Here is a 20,463-nt window from a genome sequence, read left to right as displayed (position 1 = left end):
GTCAGGGTCGTCCGTGAGCTCCGTCGGCAGCGTAGGTCAGGCGCATCGCCCGCTTGAGGGCCTTGCCGGTCACGCCGGTGAACTCCTCGCTCCCCTTGGTGAGGATCCGGTCGGCCGGCAGCAGGTCGGCGGCGGTCAGGGTCTCGTTGATCCGCGTCAACAGCTCGTCCAGGTCGGCGGCCGGGTCGGCGGGTTCGACGGCCAGCACCAGCTCCCCGGTGTCATCCGACTTCACCAGCGAACAGTCCTGCAGCCCGGGGAAGTTACGCAGGATCAGCTCCTCGGTCTGGGTGCTGTAGACCGTGCCGCGGCTGGTGGTGATGGCGTCCGTGGTGCGGTCGACGTGGTAGAAGCGGCCGTCCTCGTCGCGGAAGGCGAAGTCACCGGTGAGCCAGTAGCCGCGCACCCGGTTCTTCTCGCTGAGCAGCGAGTTGTTCCAGTAACCAGCCGTCACCGTCGGCGACTTGAGGCCGAGCCGGCCGACCGCGAACGGGCCCAGCGGTTCGTCCTGGTCGTCGAAGACCTGGGCGTCTATCCAGGGGAACGGGCGGCCTATGCAGCGGCCGTAGCGGTCACTGGTCGGCGTGTGCACCTGGCGGAACATGGCGAAGCCGAACTCGGACGAGCCGAAGTTGTCGATGAACAGGGACCCGGGCCGCCGCTGCCCCGAGCGGTCGGTGTGGTTGCCGAGCGCGACCAGCTTGCGGATGTGCTGCTCGTGGTTGGCGTCGCCGGTGCACATCCAGTACGAGATGGACGCGAAGTCCGCCGGGTCCGGGTCCAGCCGGCAGAGGTCGACGAAGACCTTGGGGAATCCGACCACCAGCTGCGGGCGGAAGGCGGCGAACCGCTCGACCAGCCGCTTCGGGGAGCGCTCGGTGGCGAGCATGACGTCCAAGCCGCGCAGCACACCGGACATCAGCACCGAGATCGCCGAGGCGTGGCTCTGCGGCAGCACGGACAGGATGCGCTCGCCGAGGTCCGCGCCGGACTGCTGCCTGATGCCGAAGAAGAAGCCGAAGTGGTTGAACTGCACGGCCTTCGGCACGCCGGTGGTGCCGGAGGTGTGGGCGATCAGCACCGGGTCGTTCTCGGTGTGCCGGAAGTACGTGACCTGGTCCGGCGAGTACGGGTCCGCCTCGTAGTACGGCAGGTCCAGCGCGTCCTTGGCCAGCCGCTGGGGGTCCGAGACCACGGCCACGGCGCCGACCCGCTGGATGAAGGCGCGGGCGGTCTCCGGCTCCAACGAGCTGTTCAGGAAGACCGGGATCGCTCCGAGCTTGGTCAGCGCGATGTAGTGGACCAGGTACCGCACGCTCTCGTCGAGGAAGACGGCCACCGGATCCTTGGCCCGGATGCCGTCGTGGTGGAAGCCGGCCGCCACCCGGTCGGTCAGCTCGTCCAGCTCGTCCAGGGTGAACCCGTGCAGCTGCTCGCCGCCGGGCGTCAGGTACGGCACGTCCAGTTCGATCCGGCTCTGCGCGGTGCCCCTGGTCGCGGCCGCGGCCAGGCGGAAGAGGTTCCCGGCCCCGAGCCGGGCGTCGTCAAGCAGACCGGTGCTCATTCTTCGCTGTCGCCCCTCGTCGCGAGCCAGTGCCGCAGGCCGGCCTGGATGTCGTCAGGAATGGGAACGGCCCGGTGCGTCTCCAGGGAGGCGAACACCAGGACCGTCTTGAACCGCGCACGCACCTCGCCGGCGTCGGCGCCGCGGTACTCGTAGCAGATGGTGAGCGACTTGGTGCCGACCCGCTCCACCGCGAGCTCCAGCGTCAGGACGTCGCCGAGGCGGCTGGGTGCGAGGAAGTCGCACTCCAGCCGGACGGTCGGCACGCCGAGCAGACGCTTGGTGAACAGGGCGGTGTAGTCGACGCCGAGGCAGTTGCGGAACCAGGCCTCCTGCACCTCGTTCAGCAGTACCAGGTACTGCGGGTAGAAGACGATGCCGGCGGGGTCGCAATGGTGGAAGAAGATCTGGCGTTCCAGCCGGAACCGCCGGCCTTCCGGTACGTGACTGGCCGGCTGCATGACCGTGTCTCCCTCTCCGAGCTCGATCTTCGCCGCCACTCTCACCCAGCTCCCGGTGATCCGGCTCGCGGCTGGCAGGAAGTTGCCATTTCCTGCCCGTGCTGCTGGCAGGAAGCGGTCGATTCGAACGTCTGAACCGGTTCCGGCCCCGAGGGTGGATCATCGAGTCCCGGAGGAGCCATGGACGCATCGATCCGATCCGCGCACGTCGACACCTTCGCCCGTGACCATCTGCCGCCGGTCGAGGAGTGGCCCGCGATCCTCGTCGACCTGCCCGAGCTGTGTTACCCGCAGCGGCTCAACTGCGCGGTGGAGCTGCTCGACGTGACGATCGGCCGGTTCGGCGGGGACCGGCCCTGCCTGCTGGACCAGGCGGGCACGGTGTGGTCCTACGAACAGGTCGCCGAGCTGGTCAACCGGACGGCCGAGGAGCTGGTGCACGGCTACGGCCTGCGGCCGGGCAACCGGGTGCTGCTGCGCGGACCCAACTCGCCGTGGCTGGCGATCTGCTGGCTGGCCGTCATGAGGGCGGGCGGCATCGCCGTGACCACCATGGCGCTGCTGCGCGCCGTCGAGCTGCGCGAGGTGATCGCCAAGGCCGAGGTGCGGTTCGCGCTGTGCGACGAGCGGTTCACCGAGGAGCTGGAGCTCGCGTCCGGGGACGACCTGACCGTGATCCGGTACGACGTGCACGACGGCGGCGAGCTCGGGCGGCAGGCCAAGGCCCGTACGGGCGTGTTCCCGGCCGTGCGGACGGCCGCCGACGACGTGGCGCTGATCGCCTTCACCTCGGGCACCAGTGGTGTGCCGAAGGCCACCGTGCATTTCCACCGGGACGTGCTGGCCATCGCGGACACCTTCTCCGCCCGGGTGCTCCGGCCCGAGCCGACCGACCTGTTCGCCGGCAGCCCGCCACTGGGCTTCACGTACGGGCTCGGCGGTCTGCTGATCTTCCCGCTGCGTGCGGGCGCGGCCAGCCTGCTGCTGGAGGAGGCGGCGCCGGACAAGCTGTTCCGGGCGGTGGCCCGGCACCGGGTGAGCGTGCTGTTCACCTCGCCCACGGCCTACCGCCGGGTCCTGGACTCGCTGGACGACTATGAGCTGGCCAGCCTGCGGCTGTGCGTTTCGGCCGGTGAGCCGCTCCCGCCGGCGACCTGGCAGGCCTTCGAGCGGGCCACCGGGCTGCGGCTGGTCGACGGCATCGGCTCCACCGAGATGCTGCACGTGTTCATCTCGGCCGCCGGCGAGGATGTCCGGCCGGGCGCCACCGGCCGGGTGGTCCCGGGCTTCCGCGCGCGGGTCGTGGACGAGAGCGGGGCCGAGGTGCCGGACGGAGTACCGGGCCTGCTGCAGGTGAAGGGCCCGACCGGCTGCCGCTACCTGACGGACCCTCGCCAGCGAGCTCAGGTGCGGGACGGCTGGACGCTCACCGGTGACGTGTTCATCAAGGATGCCGACGGCTACTTCTGGTTCCAGGCGCGCTCCGACGACATGATCGTCAGCTCGGGCTACAACATCGCCGCGCCCGAGGTGGAGAACTCGCTGTTGCGGCACCCGGCGGTCGCGGAGTGCGCGGTGGTGGGCGCGCCGGACCCGGGGCGCGGCGAGATCGTCAAGGCGTACGTGGTGCTCGCGGCCGGCTGCCAGCCGGGCGAGGAGCTCGTCGCCGCACTGCAGTCCTTCGTCAAGAGCGACATCGCGCCGTACAAGTACCCGCGCGCGATCGAGTTCACCGCCGGCCTGCCGCGCGGCAGCACCGGAAAGATCCTGCGCAGCGTCCTGCGGGAGAGCTGCAGAAGCCGTAGCCGGTGAGGTCGGCTGCCCGAGGCAGGCTTCCGGGCCGTCCGTCGGTGAGTTCGCCGTGCCGGTCGTACCGCAGGTCGAGGGTGGTGGAAGGGCCGTCGGTCGTGTCGTGCCCCGACCGGTCGATCCCGTCCGATGCCCGCGCCTGCGGTACGGGAGACCACGGATCACCAGGTGACCGGCAACGCCTGCAGGCCGCGGAAGACCAGTTCCGGCACGTAGGTGAGCTCGGACTCGTCAACGGCGAGGCGCAGTCCCGGATACCGCTTCACCACGGACCCGATCGCCACCCGCATCTCCCGGCGGGCCAGTATCGCGCCGAGGCAGAAGTGCGGCCCGTGCCCGAAGGCGAGGTGCGCTGCCGGTCCTTCGCGCGTGATGTCGAGACGGCCGGGATCCGGGTACACACCGGGGTCGCGGTTGGCCGCGACGATGACCGGCAACACCGCTTCGCCCGCCCCCAGTTCGACGCCCTCCAGATCGACGGGCTCGGTCGTGACCCGGACCTCGGCCGAGGTGAAGAGCCTGCTGTAGCGCAGTAGTTCGTCGACCGCCGGTCCGATCAGGTCCGGTGACGACCGCAGCAGCGCGAGTTGGTCCGGGTGGCGCAGCAGGGTCAGGAACGAGTTGCCCAGCTGGTTGACGGTCGTCTCGTGGCCGGCGATCAGCAGGCCCTCGAGGTTGGCCAGCAGCTCGGGTTCGGTGAGGTGGTCGCCCTCGTCGTTGGCGGCGACCATCGCCGAGATCAACCCGTCGTCCGGCCGTGCCCGCTTCTGACGCACCAGATCGGCGAGCCAGTCCTGCATCTCGCCCTGTGCCGCCCGCAGTTCGTCCGGCGTGATGTTCGTGACGAACAGCCGCCTGGTCCACCTGCGGATGGCCTCCGCCTCGGAGTAGGGCACGCCGAGCAGCTCGCAGATGACCATCAACGGCAGTGGAGCGCAGAGACCTGCCACAAGATCCGCGGTCGGGTCGAGGGAGTCGAGCAAGGAGTCCACGATGGACTGGACGCGTGGCTCGAGCTGATCGACCATGCGGGGGCTGAACGCCTGCGACATCAGCTTGCGCAGGCGGGCGTGGCGCTCGCCGTCCTGGCTGGAGATCAGGAGCGGGTCGGATGCGACGGACAGTTTCAGCGGGCTGTCCGGAAGTGTGGCCGCCTCGCGGCTGAACCGGCTGTCGCTCAGAACCTGACGCACCGCCTTGTAGGAAAGGGCGAGCCAGACGTCTGCCGGACCCATCGTCGCGAGGACGACCGGAGCCTGCGCGAGCAGAGCCTCGGCTTCGGGCTCGTTGTCGAGGTGGTGTGGAGTGGTGAAGGGAAACGTGGCTTGCATCGCTGCCTCCTGAGGGGCTGTCACCAGGACCGGGCACCGGGTGCCGGACGCGAACGGCCGGGACCGATGCGCGGATCGGTGACAGTTGGGTTGTGTACCGCCGGGGGCGGTGGCGCTTCGTGATCGTCTCGAAGCCGATGGGGGTCGAACGGTTCGGTCGGAGCTGTCGGCGGCGCCGGTGGTCGGTTCGCTCGATCCGGGTGGTGATCGCCGCGCGGAGGTTCTCCCGGGCGGCCGGATGACGGTCGAGGACGTTCTTCTGCGCGAGTGCGAAGGGATTCTAGGGCGTTGTCACCGGCGGCGTCGACGGTTCCCATGGACTCCGCCCGGTGATGGCGGTGCAGGGCGTGGACGCACTTCCGTGACCGCACCGGCAGGTTCACCAGCGGATTCGCCGGCAGGTCCGCCGGCGGACACTGCGACGGGCCGTCCGTGAGAAACGACGCGTTTCGTGGGGCGCACGGGACGGATCTCGCCACGGTGCTTTTGTCAATCAGGCATATGACGTTGTGATGTGCCTCGTTCGAGACATCCTTCGCCGGGTCTATGGCGATGGTGTGAAGTTGCTGTCATGATCGGTTCGCGTGGCGGAACGATCATCGTCTCGCCCCCCCTACGCTCAGCTCACCAGCGCATCTCCCTCGAAGAGCGTCGCCAACGCTGTCGCTTTCGAGGACCGCTCCACTGATCCAGACGCCCGGAGCACGGTCTATTCCCGGTTCGGATACCACCGAATCGCCGGGCTGCCCTCGCACTCGATGATCCGGCCGCTCGCGCGGCCGGAGCCGCACCATCGGGACTGCTACGGGAAACACTCCGCCTTCCTTCATCCCCCCGGCTCACGAGGTGTCGATGTGATGCGCTTCCCCTTGGATTCGGACGCTGATCGTGTCGCTGTCATCGGAATATCGGGCAGGTTGCCGAAAGCCCCGGATCCGGAGGCGTTCTGGCGACTGCTGTGCGACGGGGCCGACGCGATCACCGCGCCGCCCGAGGGCCGGCAGGGCGTACGGCACGGCGGCTACCTGGACCGGGTGGACGGCTTCGACGCGGCGTTCTTCGGTGTGTCCCCCCGGGAGGCCGCCGGCATGGACCCGCAGCAGCGGCTCATGCTCGAACTCGCCTGGGAGGCCCTGGAGGACGCCCGGATCGTGCCGAGCACGCTGACGGGCGGCCCGACGGGGGTGTTCGTCGGCTCGATGTGGGAGGACTACACCTCCCTGACCTACCCCGGTCACATCACGCCGCACACGCTGACCGGCACCAACCGGGGCGTCATCGCCAACCGCGTCTCGCACTTCCTCGGCGTGCGCGGACCGAGCATGACGGTCGACACGGCCCAGTCGTCCGCGCTGGTAGCGGTGCATCTGGCGGTCGAGAGCCTGCGCCGCGGCGAGTCGGCGCTCGCCCTGGCCGGCGGGGTGAACCTCAACCTGACCGCCGCCCGCGAGGAGGGAGCGGCGGAGTTCGGCGGCCTGTCCCCGGACGACCGCTGCTTCACCTTCGACGCCCGGGCCAACGGCTTCGTCCGCGGCGAGGGCGGCGCCTTCCTCGTCCTGAAACCGCTGGACCGGGCCCTGGCCGACGGCGACCGCGTCTACGGTGTCATCCGGGGCAGCGCGGTCAACAACGACGGCGCCACGCGGAGCCTGACCGTGCCCAGCGCGCAGGCCCAGGAACAGGTCATCCGCGAAGCACTGGCCCGCGCCGACGTGCGTCCCGCGGATGTGCAGTACGTCGAGCTGCACGGCACCGGCACCGCTGTCGGCGACCCCATCGAGGCCGCCGCCCTCGCGGCGGCCTACCGCGACCCGGCCGAGTCCGGCGACGCCGACGGTGCCCTGCGGGTCGGATCCGCCAAGACGAACATCGGCCACCTGGAAGGCGCCGCGGGCATCGTCGGTCTGCTCAAGGCCGTCCTCAGCGTGTACCACCGCGCACTGCCGCCGAGTCTGAACTACGAAACCCCCAACCCCGGCATCCCCCTCGACGCACTGGCGCTGCGGGTCCAGACCGCTCTGACCCCCTGGCCGCGGCCGGACGCGCCCCTGCTCGCCGGCGTGTCGTCGTTCGGCATGGGCGGCACCAACGCGCACGTGATCGTCGAGCAGGCGCCCGACGCGGCCGCGCCGCCGGCCCGGCGGCCCGCCCCCGAGGCCCGGCCGGCGCCGTGGATCGTCACGGCGCGGACCAAGCAGGCGCTACGGGCGCAGATCGGGCGCCTGCGCGAACACGTGCGCAGCCACCCGGACCTGACCGACGCCGAGGTCGCGCACGCGCTGGCCACCACCAGAACCCGCTTCGCGCACCGCGCGGTCCTGCTCGACTCCGCCCAGGTCGCCGCCGACCGGGCCGGCACCCCGGGCCGTACCGTCTTCGTGTTCCCCGGCCAGGGCGCGCAGTGGGTCGGCATGGGCCGGGAGCTGTACGCCGCGTACCCCGTCTTCCGGGCCGCCATGGACGAGTGCGCCCAGGCCCTGGCCCCGTACACCGACTGGTCCCTGGCCGATGTCCTGGACGGCGCCCCGCTCGACCGCGTGGACATCGTGCAGCCCGCCCTGTTCGCGGTGATGGTGTCCCTGGCGGAACTGTGGCGCTCCTTCGGCGTCGAGCCCGACGCGGTGGTCGGGCACTCGCAGGGCGAGATCGCCGCGGCACACGTCGCGGGCGCGCTGTCGCTGTCCGACGCGGCCCGGATCGTGGCCCTGCGCAGCCGCGCGCTGGTGGCGCTGACCGGCCGGGGCGGCATGGTGTCCGTGGCCCTGTCCGCCGAGCGGGCCGAGGACTACGTGTCGCGCTGGGGCGGCGCGCTGACGGTCGGCGTGGTCAACGCCACCGGCTCGGTCGTGGTGTCCGGCGACACCCAGGCCCTGTCCGAACTGGTCGAGTCCTGCGCGGCGGACGGCGTCCGCGCACGCGTCGTCCCGGTGGACTACGCCTCCCACTCCGCGCACGTCGAGGCGATCCGCGAGCGGCTGCACACCGAACTGGACGGTGTGCGGCCGCGACAGGGCACCATCCCGTACTACTCCGCGGTCACCGGCGGCCTCCTCGACGACACCACGGAACTCGACGCCGGCTACTGGTACCGCAACCTGCGCGAGCCGGTCCGCTTCGACCTGGCCACCGCCGCACTGCTGGCGGACGGGCACGACGTCGTGGTCGAGGTCAGCCCGCACCCGGTGCTGCTGCCCGCCCTCGAACAGAGCCTGGAACAGGCCCGCGAGCGGACCGGCGTGCCCGGCGTCGCCACCGGCACGCTGGGCCGTGGCCGGGGCGGGCCGGACGCCTTCCTGACCGCGCTGTCCCGGCTGTTCGTGGCCGGCGTGCCGGTCGACTGGTCCCCGGCCGTCGCCGAGGCCGCGCCGGTCGACCTGCCCACGTACGCCTTCCAACGTCGTTCGTACTGGTTGCCCGAAGCGACAGCCGGGCAGAGCGGACGGACCCCGGCCCGCCCGGGGACGCACGCAGCGGAGACCGTCGCGGCCGGCCGGCCGGACGGCGGCGCGGACACGGGCGACCCCGAGCCGGGCGACACGGTCGACGCGGCCACCGTGGTCACCGCGCAGATCGCGCTCGTGCTGGGCCACGAGAACCCCGCGGACATCGATCCCGCGCTCACCTTCAAGGACCTCGGCTTCGACTCGGTCACCGGGCTCGAACTGCGCAACCGCCTGGCCGGCGCCCTGGACCGGCAACTCCCCTCCGGTCTCGTCTTCGACCACCCGACGCCCGCGGAGCTGATCGACTGGCTGCGCACTGGCCCCGGCGACCGGTCGGCCCCCGCCGTCCAGGCCGCCCACGACGACGACCCGGTCGTCATCGTGGGGATGGGCTGCCGCTTCCCCGGCGGGGTGGCCTCGCCGGACGACCTGTGGCGGGTCGTCACCGAGGGCGTGGACGCGATCGGCGACTTCCCGGACGACCGCGGCTGGGACCTGGGCGGCCTGTACGACCCGGAACTGCGCGGCTCGGGCACCACGTACATCAACCAGGGCGGGTTCCTGGAGGAGGTGGCCGGATTCGACGCTCCGTTCTTCGGCATCTCGCCCCGCGAGGCGCTCGCCACGGACCCGCAGCAGCGGCTCGTGCTGGAGACGGCCTGGGAGACCTTCGAGCACGCCGGAATCGACCCGGCCTCGCTGCGCGGCAGCCACACCGGCGTGTTCACCGGCGTCTGGTCGTCCGGCTACGCGACCGGGCCGGGCCTGCCGGAGGACCTGGAGGGTTACCTGTTCACCGGCGTCGCGACCAGCGTCACGTCCGGCCGGGTCGCCTACCACCTCGGGCTGCGCGGTCCGGCGCTGTCCGTGGACACCGCCTGCTCGTCGTCCCTGGTCGCCGTCCACCTGGCCGCCCAGGCCCTGCGCGCGGGCGAGTGCTCGCTGGCGATCGCCGGCGGTGTCACGATCATGGCGACACCGCTGGGCTTCACCGAGTTCTCCCGCCAGCACGGCCTCGCGGCGGACGGCCGCAGCAAGCCCTTCGCCGCCGCGGCCGACGGCACCAGCTGGGCCGAGGGCGCCGGCCTGGTGCTGCTGGAACGTCTGTCGGACGCCCGCCGCAACGGTCACCGGGTGCTGGCGGTCGTCGCGGGAAGCGCGGTCAACCAGGACGGGGCGTCCAACGGCCTGACCGCGCCCAACGGTCCGTCGCAGGAACGGGTGATCCGTCAGGCCCTCGCCAACGCCGGGTTGGAGCCCTCCGAGGTGGACGCGGTGGAGGCCCACGGCACCGGCACCACCCTCGGCGACCCCATCGAGGCCCACGCCCTGCTGGCCGCCTACGGCCGGGACCGGGTGGAGCCGTTGTGGCTGGGGTCGGTGAAGTCCAACATCGGGCACACCCAGGCCGCCGCCGGCGTCGCGGGCCTGATCAAGATGGTCATGGCGATGCGGCACGGCGAACTGCCGCGAACCCTCCACGTGGACGCCCCCTCCCCGCACGTCGACTGGGCCTCCGGCGGCGTCCGGCTGCTCACCGAGGCCCGGCCGTGGCCGGAGCACGAGCACCTGCGCCGCGCCGGCATCTCGGCCTTCGGCATCAGCGGCACCAACGCCCACCTGATCATCGAGCAGTCCTCCGACCCGGACCCCGGCCACCTCCCCGAACCCGCCGACCGGACCGCCCCCACCGCCTGGCTGCTGTCCGCGAAGACCGACGCCGCGCTGCGCGCCCAGGCCGAGCGGCTGCACGCGTACGCGACCGCCCACCCCGACGTCCCGGCCGCCGCGATCAGCCGCGCACTGGCCGCCCGCACCGTGTTCGAGCACCGGGCCGCGGTGGTCGGCGCCGACCGGGACGACCTGCTGTCCGGCCTGGCCGCGCTCCCGCCGGGCCTGCCGGCCCGTACCGGCGGGACCGCGTTCGTCTTCCCCGGACAGGGGGCGCAGTGGGCGGGCATGGGCCGTGACCTGTACGAGCAGTCCGAGGTCTTCCGCGCCGGCATCGACGCCTGCGCCGCCGCCCTGGCCCCGTACACCGACTGGTCGCTGGTCGACGAACTGCGCCACGGCTCGCTGGACCGCGTCGACGTGGTGCAGCCGGCCCTGTTCGCCGTCATGGTGGCGCTGGCCGACCTGTGGCGGGCCCACGGCGTGCAGCCGGACGCCGTGGTCGGCCACTCCCAGGCGGAGATCGCTGCCGCGTACGTCGCCGGCGCGCTGTCGCTGCGGGACGCCGCCAAGGTCGTGGCGCTGCGCTCCAGGGCACTGGCCGACATCGCCGACCGGGGCGGCATGGTGTCCCTCGCGCTGTCCGTCGACCAGGCTGCCGACCACCTGGCCCGCTGGGGCGAGCGGCTGACCACCGCCGTGGTGAACGGACCCGCGGCGGTCGTGGTGTCCGGCGGCCTCGACGTGCTGGACGAACTGCTGGCCGCCTGCGAGGCCGACGGCATCCGCGCCCGCCGCCTGCCCGTCAACTACGCCGCCCACTCCGCCCAGGTCGAGGCGATCCGCGAGCAACTGCTCACCGACCTCGCCGACATCACGCCCCACTCGGCGGCGATCCCGTTCTACTCCACGGTCACCGGCGAGCCGGTCGACACCTCCGCCCTCGACGCCGGCTACTGGTACCGCAACCTCCGCGAACCCGTACGGTTCGACCTGGCCACCGCCCGTCTCACCGCCGACGGCCACGACCTGTTCCTGGAGGTCAGCCCGCACCCGGTGCTGGTGCCCGCGCTGGACGTCGCCGCCACCGGAACACTGCGCCGCGACCACGGCGGCCTCACCGAGTTCCTCGCCGCGGCGGGACGCCTCCACGCCGCCGGAGCCGACGTCGACTGGACTCCGGTCCTGCCCCGCACCGCACCCAGGGCCGACCTGCCCACGTACGCCTTCCAGCGCGAGCCCTACTGGGTGACCGCGACCCCGCCGGCGCCCCGTGACGACTGGCGGTACGAGGTGGCATGGACGCCGACGAGCGCTGCCGCGGCCCCGGTGGACCCGGCTCGCTGGCTCGTCCTGGCCACGACCGGGCACCCGTGGGCCGAGGCCCTGCGCGAACGGGGCTTCGCGGTGGCCGACACCCGGGACGCGGCCGACACCGGGGACACCCGGCCCGGGCCGGACGGCGTGCTGTCGCTGCTGGCGCTGGACGAGGAGCCGCACCCCGACCACCCGGTGCTCCCGGCGGGCCTGGTCCGCACCCTGGACCTGGTCCGCACCCTGGACCCGGCGCGCGGCCTGGACCCGGTGCGGGCGGCCGTCCCGCTGTGGTGCGCGACCAGCGGCGCCGTGAGCACCTCGGGCACCGACCCGGTCACCAGCCCGGCCCAGGCCCTGGCGTGGGGCACCGGCGCGTCCGCGGCGCTGGAGTTCCCGCACGGCTGGGGCGGCCTGGTCGACCTTCCCGCCGTGCCCGACGAGGAGAGCGTGAACGCGCTGCTCGTCGTGCTCGCCGGCACGGGCGAGGACCAGGTGGCGATCCGCGGCACCCGACGCTTCGCCAAGCGGCTGCGCCGCAAGGCCTCCTCGCGCCCGGCCGCGCGGTCCTGGCGGCCGCGGGGCACGGTGCTGGTCACCGGCGGCACCGGCGCGCTCGGCGGACACGTGGCCCGCCGCCTCGCGCGGCAGGGCGCGGAGCACATCGTGCTGGCCGCCCGCCGTGGCCCCGACGCACCCGGCGCGGCCGGCCTGCGCGACGAACTGGAGGCAGCCGGGGCGCGGGTGACCGTGGCGGCGTGCGACGTGGCCGACCGGGACGCCCTGCGGGACCTCGTCGAGCGCGTCGGCGACATCAGCGCGGTCTTCCACACCGCCGGCGCGATCAGGGCGACCAGGCTGGCCGACACGACACCGGCGGAGTTCGCCGAGGTCGTCACGGCCAAGGTCGCCGGGGCGGCGAACCTGGCGGAACTCCTGCCGGACCTCGACGCCTTCGTCCTGTTCTCCTCCACCGCGGGCGTGTGGGGCGACGGCCACGGCGCGGCCTACGCCGCCGGCAACGCCTTCCTCGACGCCCTGGCCGCCCAGCACCGCGCCCAGGGCCGCGCCACGACCTCCGTCGCGTGGGGCATCTGGGCCGAAGGCGGCATGGCGGCCCTGGAGCCCGTGCAGCGCCAGCGCACCCTGCTCGGCCTCGGCGAACTGGACCCGGGCCGGGCACTCGACGCGCTGCAGGACGTCCTCGACCACGACGAGGCCCTCGCGGTCGTCACCGAGGCCGACTGGGCACAGTTCGCCCGCGCCTACACCCACGCGCGGCCGAGCCGGCTGCTGCGGGACCTGCCCGAGGCCGACAGCCGGCCGCAGGCCCCCCGACCCGCGCCCCCCGCCGGCGGCACCGACCTGCTGGAGCTGATCACCACCCACGTCGCCGGGGTGCTGGGACACGCCACCCCCGAGCGGCTGGACCCCCGGCAGGCGTTCAAGGACCTGGGCTTCGACTCACTGACCGCGGTGGAACTGCGCAACCGCCTGACCGCCGCGCTCGGGGTGAACCTGCCCGCCACCCTCGTCTTCGACCACCCCACCCCGGCACGGCTGGCCGCCCACCTGTCCGGCGAGTCCGGCGAGCAGAACGCGCCGCAGGCCCCGGCCGCGACGGACGAGCCGATCGCGGTCATCGGCATGGGCTGCCGCTACCCCGGAGGCGTCGGCACCCCCGAGGACCTGTGGCGGCTGGTCGCGGACGGCGTGGACGCGGTCGGCGAATTCCCGGCCGACCGGGGATGGGACATCGACCGCCTGTACGACCCGACGGGAAGCCGCCCCCGCACGTCGAGCACGTCCCGGGGCGGCTTCCTCGACGCCGCCGGCGACTTCGACGCGGCGTTCTTCGGGATATCGCCCCGCGAGGCGCTCGCCATGGACCCCCAGCAGCGCATCCTGCTGGAGACCGCCTGGGAGACCATCGAGTACGCCGGTATCGACCCGACCACGCTGGAGGGCACACCCACCGGCGTGTTCACCGGCATCTGGACCACCGGCTACGCCGCCGGGCCGGTCCCCGACGACCTGGAGGGCTACCAGGTCACCGGCACCGCGTCGAGCGTGGGATCCGGCCGGCTGGCGTACCAGCTGGGCCTGCTCGGCCCGGCACTGTCCCTGGACACCGGCTGCTCTTCGTCCCTGGTGGCCCTGCACCTGGCCGCCCAGGCGCTGCGCTCGGGAGAGTGCTCCTTCGCCCTGGCCGGCGGCGTCACCGTCAACGCGGCACCCACGCTGTTCACCGAGATGTCCCGGCAGGGGGCGAGCGCGCCCGACGGCCGCAGCAAGTCCTTCGCCGCCGCGGCCGACGGGGCGGGCTGGGCCGAGGGCGCCGGCCTGCTGCTGCTGGAACGCCTGTCCGACGCCCGCCGCAACGGCCACGAGGTGCTGGCGGTCGTCCGGGGCTCCGCCACCAACCAGGACGGCGCCTCCAACGGCCTGACCGCGCCCAACGGCCCCTCCCAGGAGCGGGTGATCCGTCAGGCCCTCGCCAACGCCGGGTTGGAGCCGTCCGAGGTGGACGCGGTGGAGGCCCACGGCACCGGCACCACCCTCGGCGACCCCATCGAGGCCCAGGCACTCCTGGCGACCTACGGCCGGGACCGGGTGGAGCCGTTGTGGCTGGGGTCGGTGAAGTCCAACATCGGCCACACCCAGGCCGCCGCCGGCGTCGCGGGCCTGATCAAGATGGTCATGGCGATGCGGCACGGCGAACTGCCGCGAACCCTCCACGTGGACGCGCCCACCCCGCACGTCGACTGGGCCTCCGGCGGCGTCCGGCTGCTCACCGAACCGGTCGCCTGGCCCGGGACCGGGCGGCCACGGCGGGCCGCCGTCTCCGCCTTCGGCATCAGCGGCACCAACGCCCACGTCATCATCGAGCAGAGCATCCTCGAACAGCCCGCCGAGGCCGGCTCCGCCGCACCCGCTCCCCGGGGCCGCGCGGACGACCGGGTCCTCTGGCCGCTGTCGGCCAGGTCCGAGACGGCGTTGCGGGAGCAGGCGCGCCGGCTGGGCGCCTTCACCGCCGTACGTCCCGAGGTGAGCCCGGCGGCGGTCGGGGGCGCTCTGGCCGCCCGCACCGTGTTCGAGCACCGGGCCGTGGTGGTGGGCACCGCCGCGGCCCTGGGCACCCTGGCCGAGGGCGGCACGGCGCCGGGTCTGGTCACCGGGACCGCCCGTCCGCTGGGTCGTTCGGTGTTCGTGTTCCCGGGGCAGGGCGCTCAGTGGGTGGGCATGGGTGGGGAGTTGTACGCCTCGGAGCCGGTGTTCCGGGAGGCGATCGACGCGTGTGACGCGGCGCTGGCGCCGTACACGGACTGGTCGTTGGTGGAGGTGCTGACCGGCAGTGGCTCGCTGGAGCGGGTCGACGTGGTGCAGCCCGCGCTGTTCGCGGTGATGGTGGCGCTGGCCGCGCTGTGGCGTGCCCATGGTGTGGAACCCGATGCGGTCGTGGGGCATTCGCAGGGCGAGATCGCGGCGGCGTACGTGGCCGGCGCGTTGTCCCTGGAGGACGCCGCCAAGGCCGTCGCCCTGCGCAGCAAGGCCCTGGTCGCCCTGGCCGGACACGGAGGCATGGTCTCGGTGGTGCTGTCCGCGGACGACGCCACCGGCTACCTGAGCCCCTGGGGCGACCGGATCACCGTCGCGGTGGTCAACTCCGCCTCGACCGTCGTGGTGTCCGGCGAACCCGGGGCCCTGGACGAACTGCTGGCAGCCTGCGCCAGGGACGGCATACGCGCCCGCGCCATCCCCGTCGACTACGCGGCGCACTCGGCGCAGGTCGAGGCGATCCGCGAGCAGCTTCTGACCGACCTCGCGGACATCCGGCCCCGGCCCGCGGCGATTCCCTTCTACTCCACGGTCACCGCGGAACCCGTCGACACCTCCGCCCTCGACGCCGACTACTGGTACCGCAACCTCCGCGAACCCGTACGGTTCGACCTGGCCACCGCCCGGCTCACCGCCGACGGCCACGAGGTGTTCGTGGAAGTCAGCCCGCACCCGGTGCTGGTGCAGGACCTGGACGGCCTGGCGACCGGCACCCTGCGCCGCGACCACGGTGCCATCGGGGAGTTCCACACCGCCCTGGCCCGCCTCCACGTCCAGGGCGTCGCCGTGACCTGGCCGCACGACCGCCCGCACGGCGTCAGGCTGCCGGGCTACGCCTTCCAGCGCAGCACCTACTGGCTCACCCCCGCGGCCGGCGACCACGGCACCGGACACCCGCTGGCGGGCACGACGGTCGAGCTGCCCGACGGGAGCACCGTGCACAGCGGCCGCGTCTCCGTCCGCACCCACCCCTGGCTGGCCGACCACGCCGTCAACGGCACGGTCCTGCTCCCGGGCACCGCCTTCCTCGAACTCGCCACCCTGGCCGGCGGGACCCTCGACGACCTCGTCCTGCACCTGCCCCTCGCGCTCTCGGACACCCCCACGGACATCCAGGTCTCGATCGGCGCCCCGGACGACGCCGGCCGCAGCCCGGTCACCGTGCACTCCAAGGGCGGCGACGGCTGGGTCCGCCACGCGTCCGGAACCCTCGGCGGCCAGGTGACGGCCGGACGCCTCGACTGGCCCGCGAGGAACGCCGAACCCGTGGACCCCGAAGGGTTCTACGACTTCCTCGCCGGACTCGGATACCAGTACGGACCCGCGTTCCGGGGCGTGCGGGAGCTGTGGCAGGGCGAGGACGAACTGTACGCCGAGGTGTCCGTCCCCGACGGTGCCGGCTTCGGCCTCCACCCCGCGCTCCTGGACGCCGCACTCCAGCCGCTGATCCTGCTCAGCCCCGACACCCGGGTCCGGCTGCCGTTCTCCTTCTCCGGCGTCGCCGTGCACACCACCGGTGTGTCGTCCGCCCGGGTCCACCTGGCCCGCACGGGCACCGACACCTACCGCGCGACACTGACCGACCTGTCCGGCAACCCGGTCGCGGACATCACCGCACTGACCGTCCGTCCGGCCGCCGAGGTCCGGGCCGCGGTGCTGCACACCCAGTGGGTGCCCCTCATCGCGAGCACGCCGACCGAGGTGGTGCCGAGCCCGGTCCTCACCGCGGAAGCCGACGCGGACTCCGTGCACGCCCTCGTCCAGCGGGCCCGCGCGCTCGTCCAGGACTTCCTGGCCGAGCAGCCGGAGCGGGCGGCCGCACGCCTGGCCGTCCTGACCCGCGGCGTGGCCGGCGCGGCCGTACGCGGCCTGGTCCGGTCGGCCGCCGCCGAGCACCCCGGCCGGTTCGTCCTGGTCGACATGGGCGACGCCTCCGAGGAGGACGCGGTCCGGGCCGCCATGACAGCCGGCGACGAATCCGAACTGGCCCTGCGCCGGGACGGCGTCCTCGTGCCGCGGCAGGCCAGGTACGCGCCGGAACCGACCGCCCCCGACGGCGCGTACCGGCTGAGCGAGTCCGGCACCGGGCAACTGGACGACCTGGCCCTGCTGCCCTGGCAGGAGGCCGCGCTGGAACCCGGACAGGTCCGGGTCGCCGTACGCGCGGCCGGCCTGAACTTCCGCGACGTGCTCATCACCCTCGGCATGTACCCGGACCGGCCCCCGTTGGGCGGCGAAGGGGCCGGCACCGTCCTCGAGGTCGGCCCCGGCGTCACGGCCTGGCGGCCCGGCGACCGCGTCATGGGAATGATGCCCGGCGCCTTCGGGTCGCGCGCGGTCGCCGACCACCGGCTCCTGACCGCGATCCCCGACGGCTGGAGCTTCACCGAGGCGGCGGCGGTGCCCGTCGCGTTCACCACCGCCTGGTACGGGCTGTTCGACCTCGGCGAACTGCGCCCCGGGGACCGGGTCCTGGTCCACTCCGGCGCGGGCGGTGTGGGCATGGCCGCCATCCAGCTGGCCCTGAACAGCGGCGCGGAGGTCTTCGCCACCGCGAGCCCCGCCAAGTGGGACACCCTGCGGCGCCTCGGACTGGCGGACGACCACATCGGTTCGTCCCGCGACACCCGGTTCGCCGACCGGTTCCCGGCCATGGACGTCGTCCTCAACTCCCTCGCGGGAGAACTCACCGACGCCTCCCTGCGGCTGCTCGCCGACGGCGGACGGTTCGTCGAGCTGGGCAAGACGGACGTCCGCTCACCCGAGGGCCTGATCTACCGGGCCTTCGACCTCAACGACGTCGACCCCGCGCGGCAGGGCGACATCCTCTCCAGGGCCGTGGCGATGGTCGCCGACGGGACGCTGGAGCCGCTGCCGGTCACCGCCGCGGACCTCCGCCAGGCCGTCGACTCGTTCCGGCTGATGAGCCAGGCCCGCCACACCGGCAAGATCGTCCTCACCGTCCCCCAGCCGATCGACCCCGACGGCACCGTGCTGATCACCGGCGGCACCGGCACCCTCGGCCAGGCCGTCGCCCGGCACCTGGTGTCCCGCTACGGGGTACGGCACCTGCTGCTCGTCAGCCGCGGCGGCGGCGCGGTGGCGCACCTGGGGGCGCAAGAGGACGTCGACGTGCGGGTCGTGGCCTGTGACGTCGCGGACCGGGACGCGCTGGCGGCCGTACTGGACTCGATCCCGGCCACGCATCCGCTCACCGCCGTCGTCCACGCGGCCGGCGTGCTCGACGACACCGTCGTGGAACGGCTGACCGCGGAGCAGCTCGACCGGGTGCTGCGTCCCAAGGTCGACGGCGCCTGGAACCTGCACGAGCTGACCCGCGAGCACGACCTCGCCGCCTTCGTGCTGTTCTCCGCCGCCGCGGGTGTACTCGGCAACGCCGGCCAGGCCGGCTACGCGGCCGCGAACTCCTACCTCGACGCGTTCGCCGCACACCGGCAGACCCTCGGACTGCCCGCCGTGTCGATGGCCTGGGGCTACTGGGAGCAGGAGAGCGGCATGACCGCCCACCTCACCGCGGCCGACCGCCAACGCCTGGCCCGCAAGGGCATCCGCCCCATCAGCGTCGAACGCGCCCTGGCCATGTTCGACACCGCGCTGGCCGCCGGACGTCCCGCGCTGACCACGGCCGACCTCGCGATGCCGCAGACCCTGCCGACGCCCAAGGCGCCCGCGGCGGACCTGCTGTCCCTGGTCGCCGCCCACACCGCCACCGTCCTCGGCCACTCCGACACCGCCGCGATCACCCCCGGACTCGCCTTCCGCGACCTCGGCTTCGATTCCCTGACCGCCGTCGAACTGCGCAACCGCCTCGCCGGCGCCACCGGCCTGCGGCTGCCCGCGACCCTCGTCTTCGACCACCCCACCCCCGCCGACCTCGCCGACCATCTTACGGCCGAACTCTCCGGTGAGGGCGCGGATGTGGTGCCGGTGGTGCCGACCGGTGGGGTGGATGCCGGAGCCGATCCGGTGGTGATCGTGGGCATGGGGGCCCGGTATCCGGGTGGGGTGGGGTCCCCGGAGGACTTGTGGGGCCTGGTCTCGGGCGGGGTGGACGCGATCGGGGCGTTTCCGTCGGATCGTGGATGGGACGTCGAGGGGTTGTTCCATCCGGATGCGGACCATCCAGGGACGTCGTACACGCGGTCGGGTGGTTTCCTCGCGGACGCGGCGGGGTTCGACGCCGACTTCTTCGGGATCTCGCCGCGTGAGGCACTGGCGATGGACCCGCAGCAGCGGGTGCTGCTGGAGACCGCGTGGGAGACGTTCGAGGACGCGGGGATCGATCCGACGTCGTTGCGGGGCAGCCAGACGGGCGTGTTCACCGGCATCTGGTCCTCCGGCTACGTCGGCAGCCCCGACCAGGCACCGCCCGACACCGAGGGCTACCTCGCCACCGGCATCTCGCCGAGCATCACCTCCGGCCGGGTCTCCTACCTGCTGGGCCTCCAGGGCCAGGCCGTTTCCGTCGACTCCGCCTGCTCCTCGTCCCTGATGGCGATCCACCTCGCCGCGCAGGCACTGCGCTCGGGGGAGTGCACACTCGCCCTGGCCGGCGGGGTGACCGTGAGCGTCACCCCCCTGCAGTTCACGGAGTTCTCCCGCCAGCGGGCCCTGGCCGCCGACGGCCGGTGCAAGCCCTTCTCGTCGACGGCCGACGGTACGGCCTGGGGTGAGGGTGCCGGCCTGGTGCTGCTGGAGCGGTTGTCGGACGCCCGTCGCAACGGCCACCGGGTGCTGGCGGTGGTGCGGGGTTCGGCGGTCAATCAGGACGGGGCGTCCAACGGTCTGACCGCGCCCAACGGCCTCTCCCAGGAACGCGTCATCCGCCAGGCGCTGGCGAACGCCGGGTTGGAGCCGTCCGAGGTGGACGCGGTGGAGGCCCACGGCACGGGGACGACGCTCGGCGACCCGATCGAGGCGCAGGCGCTGCTGGCGACCTACGGCCGGGACCGGGTGGAGCCGTTGTGGCTGGGGTCGGTGAAGTCGAACATCGGGCACACCCAGGCCGCCGCCGGCGTGGCCGGTGTGATCAAGATGGTCATGGCGATGCGGCACGCCGAACTGCCGCCGACGCTGCACGTCCAGGAGCCCACGCCGCACGTCGAGTGGGACACCGGTGACATCCGGCTGCTGACCGAGGCCCGGCCGTGGCCGGAGACGGGGCGTCCCCGCCGCGCGGGCATCTCGGCCTTCGGGGCCAGTGGCACCAACGCCCACGTCGTCATCGAACAGTTCCCGGAGGAAGCCCCCGGACAACCCGCCGCGGACGACTCCGCGGAGCCCACCGTGTGGCTGCTGTCCGGCAAGACGGACGACGCCCTGCGCGCCCAGGCCCGACGGCTCGCGGACCACGTCACCGCCCATCCCGGGCTCGGGTCGGCCGCGATCGGCCGGGCCCTCGCGACCACCCGCACCATGCTGGCCCACCGGGCGGCTGTGGTGGGTGGTACCCGGGCCGATCTCCTGGCGGAGCTGGGCGCTCTCGCGGAGGGGGATCCCCGTGTCGTGAC

Annotated in this window: 5 protein-coding genes and 1 pseudogene; 2 read left to right on the top strand and 4 right to left on the bottom strand. The window is 73.2% G+C overall.

The features are described 5' to 3' along the window. Position 1: 1 nt before the first annotated feature. Both ABZ449_RS34225 and ABZ449_RS34220 read right to left on the bottom strand, forming a co-directional pair. On the bottom strand, positions 2-1,564 hold the full coding sequence (locus ABZ449_RS34225) for a class I adenylate-forming enzyme family protein (RefSeq protein WP_360353908.1): 1,563 nt from the start codon (positions 1,562-1,564) through the stop codon (positions 2-4). Next, entirely contained in the window at positions 1,561-2,025 is a 465-nt protein-coding gene (locus ABZ449_RS34220) for a thioesterase family protein (protein WP_360353906.1), read from the bottom strand. Before ABZ449_RS34220 ends, ABZ449_RS34225 begins: the two co-directional genes overlap by 4 nt. Before the next feature lie 180 nt (positions 2,026-2,205). Between ABZ449_RS34220 and ABZ449_RS34215 the strand changes: the two genes are divergently transcribed. Then, positions 2,206-3,837, top strand: a complete 1,632-nt coding sequence (locus ABZ449_RS34215) for an AMP-binding protein (RefSeq protein WP_360353904.1) — start codon at positions 2,206-2,208, stop codon at positions 3,835-3,837. A 158-nt stretch (positions 3,838-3,995) separates the two neighbouring features. Here ABZ449_RS34215 and ABZ449_RS34210 read toward each other — a convergent pair whose 3' ends face one another. After that, positions 3,996-5,165: a cytochrome P450 gene (locus tag ABZ449_RS34210; protein ID WP_360353903.1), complete on the bottom strand. Its 1,170-nt coding sequence runs from the start codon at positions 5,163-5,165 to the stop codon at positions 3,996-3,998. A gap of 121 nt (positions 5,166-5,286) precedes the next feature. After that, positions 5,287-5,533: pseudogene (locus tag ABZ449_RS34205) on the bottom strand (IS3 family transposase); the annotation flags it as partial. 549 nt (positions 5,534-6,082) lie between these two features. On the opposite strand from ABZ449_RS34205, the gene ABZ449_RS34200 reads away from it, so the two are divergent. Then, positions 6,083-20,463: SDR family NAD(P)-dependent oxidoreductase (locus ABZ449_RS34200; RefSeq protein WP_360353901.1), on the top strand; the 14,381-nt coding region annotated here is incomplete at its 3' end.

It is taken from the genome of Kitasatospora sp. NPDC005856, assembly GCF_040629945.1.
Lineage (GTDB): Bacteria > Actinomycetota > Actinomycetes > Streptomycetales > Streptomycetaceae > Kitasatospora.
The sequence above is the reverse complement of the archived record's forward strand: the minus strand, read 5'-3'. Positions and strand labels throughout refer to the sequence as shown.

Bases quoted from the DNA above. Each gene is read 5' to 3' on its own strand.
- ABZ449_RS34220 (WP_360353906.1), bottom strand. From the start codon at position 2,025: ATGCAGCCGGCCAGTCACGTACCGGAAGGCCGGCGGTTCCGGCTGGAA.
- ABZ449_RS34215 (WP_360353904.1), top strand. From the start codon at position 2,206: ATGGACGCATCGATCCGATCCGCGCACGTCGACACCTTCGCCCGTGAC.
- ABZ449_RS34210 (WP_360353903.1), bottom strand. From the start codon at position 5,165: ATGCAAGCCACGTTTCCCTTCACCACTCCACACCACCTCGACAACGAG.
- ABZ449_RS34225 (WP_360353908.1), bottom strand. From the start codon at position 1,564: ATGAGCACCGGTCTGCTTGACGACGCCCGGCTCGGGGCCGGGAACCTC.